Here is a 3,205-nt window from a genome sequence, read left to right as displayed (position 1 = left end):
CGTCGAGGGTGAGGGCGCCGGAGATGTGGGCTGCGGCGATTTCGCCCTGGGAGTGGCCGATGACGGCGTCGGGGGTGACGCCGTGGTGCTGCCAGAGCCGGGCGAGCGACACCATGATCGCGAAGCTGGCGGGCTGGACGACGTCGACGCGGTCGAAGCCGGGTGCGTCTTCCGTCTGGCGGATGACGTCGAGGAGTGACCAGTCGACGTACGCGGACAGGGCCTGCGCGCACTCGGTCATCGCTGCGGCGAAGACCGGGGAGGTGTCGAGGAGCTCGGCTCCCATGCCGGCCCACTGATGCCCCTGGCCGGGGAAGACGAACGCGGTCTTCCCGTCCACGTCCGCCGTCCCCGTCACCAGTTCGGCAGCGGACTCACCCGCCGCCAGCGCCTTCAGTCCGGCGGTCAGTTCTTCCCGGTCGGCGCCGACGACCACCGCGCGCCGGTCCAGCTGGGCCCGGTCGAAGGCCAGCGCCTGGCCGACCGCCACGGAGCCGAGGTGCTCGGTACCGGGGAGGAGGCGATCGGCCTGGGCGTGCAGGGCGATCTTGGTCTTCGCGGAGATCAGCCACGGTACGGCGCCCGGCGTCGCCGCCTCGGCCGCCGCCTCCTCCGGGGCGGTCGCCGGCGCCTGCTCGATGATGACGTGGGCGTTGGTCCCACTGACGCCGAAGGAGGAGACGGCGGCGCGGCGTGGGCGGTCCAGTTCGGGCCACGGGCGGGACTCGGTGAGGAGTTCCACGGCGCCCTCGGTCCAGTCGACCTTCGTCGACGGCTCGTCGACGTGCAGGGTCTTGGGCAGCACCCCGTGCCGTATCGCCTGGATCATCTTGATGATCCCGGCGACTCCGGCGGCGGACTGCGCGTGCCCGATGTTGGACTTCAAGGACCCGAGCCACAGCGGCTGTTCGGCATCCCGTCCCTTGCCGTACGTGGCGAGGAGGGCCTGGGCCTCGATGGGGTCGCCGAGTGTGGTGCCGGTGCCGTGGGCCTCGACGGTGTCGACGTCGGCAGGAGCGAGCCCGGCGTTGTCGAGGGCGGCGCGGATGACACGTTGCTGGGAGGGGCCGTTGGGTGCGGTGAGGCCGTTGGAGGCGCCGTCCTGGTTGACGGCGGAGCCGCGTACGACCGCCAGGACCGGGTGGCCGAGACGTTGCGCGTCCGACAGCCGCTCGACGAGCAGTACGCCGACACCTTCCGCCCACCCCGTGCCGTCTGCGGCGTCGGCGAAGGCTTTGCAGCGGCCGTCGGTGGACAGGCCGCGCTGGCGGGAGAACTCCACGAAGACACCCGGGGTTCCCATGATGGCGGCGCCGCCGGCGAGTGCCATGTCGATCTCGCCGTTGCGCAGGGACTGCACCGCGAGGTGCAGAGCCACGAGCGAGGACGAGCAGGCCGTGTCGACGGTGATCGCGGGCCCTTCGAGACCGAGCGTGTACGACACGCGGCCCGAGGCCACGCTGCCGGAGTTGCCGGTGCCGAGAAAGCCCTCCAAGCCCTTGGGGGAGAACTCCAGCCCCGGCGCGTAGTCGTGGTACATGACGCCCGAATACACGCCGACCCGGCTGCCCTGGAGCGCGGTCGGGTCCAGACCGGCCCGCTCGAACGCCTCCCACGACGTCTCCAGCAGCAGCCGCTGCTGCGGGTCCATGGCCAGCGCCTCGCGCGGCGAGATCCCGAAGAACCCCGCGTCGAACTCGCCCGCGTCGTGGAGGAAACCGCCCTCGCTGACGTACGACGTACCCGAGCGCTCCGGGTCGGGATCGAAGAGCCGCTCCAGGTCCCAGCCCCGGCTCTCCGGGAAGCCGGACACCGCGTCCGTGCCTTCGTCGACCAGGCGCCACAGGTCCTCGGGCGAGGCCACCCCGCCGGGCAGCCGGCAGGCCGTGCCCACGATGGCGACCGGCTCACGCGCGGCGTCCGCGATGCGCTGGTTCTCCTGCTTGAGACGTTCGTTCTCCATGAGCGAGGCGCGCAGCGCCTCGACCAGCCGCTCGCTGGGCGTTCCCATCGTTTCCTCCACAGTCAGCAGTCCGTAGGTGTCGCTCGGTCGTTGATCAGTTGCCGATGGCGCCCAGGGCGCGGGCCACGAGGTCGTCGGCGTCCATGGCGGCGATACGGCCGAGCTCCTCGGCGGTGGCCGCCTCGGCCTCGGCCGCCGTCCGCGCCGGGGCTCCGGCGACGGCGGCGACATCGTCGGCCGCGTCCTCGGGGACCAGCTCGGACTGGAGGTGCCGGGCGAGGGCTGCCGGGGTCGGGTAGTCGAAGATCAGCGTGGCGGGCAGCCGGATGCCGGTCGCCGTGGCCAGCCGGTTGCGCAGCTCGACCGCCGTGAGCGAGTCGAAGCCCACGTCCTTGAAGGGCTGACCGGACCGGATCGGCACATCGCCGAGCACGGTCGAGGCGTGACCACGTACGAGATCGAGGAGCCGGCGCTGACGGTCGGCCTCGGGAAGCGCCGCGATCTGGTCGGCCAGGGACTCGGGGGCGTCGGCCGCACTGTGGGCGGCCTTGCGCGGCAGGCGCACCAGACCCCGCAGGATCACCGGGAGCCGGCCGTCGACCGCGGCGGCTCGAAGAGCCGGGAAGTTCATCTTGCTGGTCACCAGCGCCGCTTCGGACGACCGCAGGCCGGCGTCGAGGAGCGCCATGCCCTCCTCCGCGGTGAGCGCCGCAGCGCCCTGACGGCTCATGCGGCTCTGATCACCGCTGTCCAGGTGCCCGGTCATACCGCTCGCGTCGGCCCACAGGCCCCAGGCGAGGGAGGTGGCGGGGGTGCCTTGGGTGCGCAGGTGGTGGGCGTAGGCGTCGAGTGCCGCGTTGGCGGCGGCGTAGTTGGCTTGTCCGGGGTTGCCGAGGGTGCCGGCGGCGGAGGAGAAGAGGAGGAACGCGGCGAGGTTGTGGTGCTTGGTGGCTTCGTGGAGGACGTGGGCGGCGTCGGTTTTGGCGTGGAAGGCGGTGTGGAGGCGGTCGGGGTTCTGGGCGGTGATGGTGGCGTCGTCGAGGACGCCTGCGGTGTGGATGACGGCGGTGAGGGGGTGGTCGGGGTGGAGGGTGTCGAGGAGCGCCGTCACCTGCTGCGTGTCGGTGGCGTCTACGGCGGTGATGGTGACGTGGGCGCCGAGTGCGGTGAGTTCCTGCTGGAGCTGGTGGGCTCCGGGGGCTTGGGGTCCGCGTCGGCTGATGAGGTGGAGGTGGGTGATGT

The 3,205-nt window shown here is 72.1% G+C and carries 2 protein-coding genes; both read right to left on the bottom strand.

What is annotated here, in order from left to right; genetic code table 11:
* Positions 1-2,023 (bottom strand): type I polyketide synthase (locus IE185_RS32745; protein ID WP_444545117.1); only part of this gene is annotated, 2,023 nt, incomplete at its 3' end.
* Positions 2,024-2,057: 34 nt separating this feature from the next.
* Positions 2,058-3,205, bottom strand: a 1,148-nt coding sequence (locus IE185_RS32740) for a beta-ketoacyl reductase (protein WP_189716558.1), incomplete at its 5' end; no start/stop codon positions are given.

It is taken from the genome of Streptomyces chryseus (assembly GCF_014650755.1).
In the GTDB taxonomy this organism is placed as follows: domain Bacteria; phylum Actinomycetota; class Actinomycetes; order Streptomycetales; family Streptomycetaceae; genus Streptomyces; species Streptomyces chryseus.
This window is presented reverse-complemented; position numbering and strand designations above follow the sequence as displayed.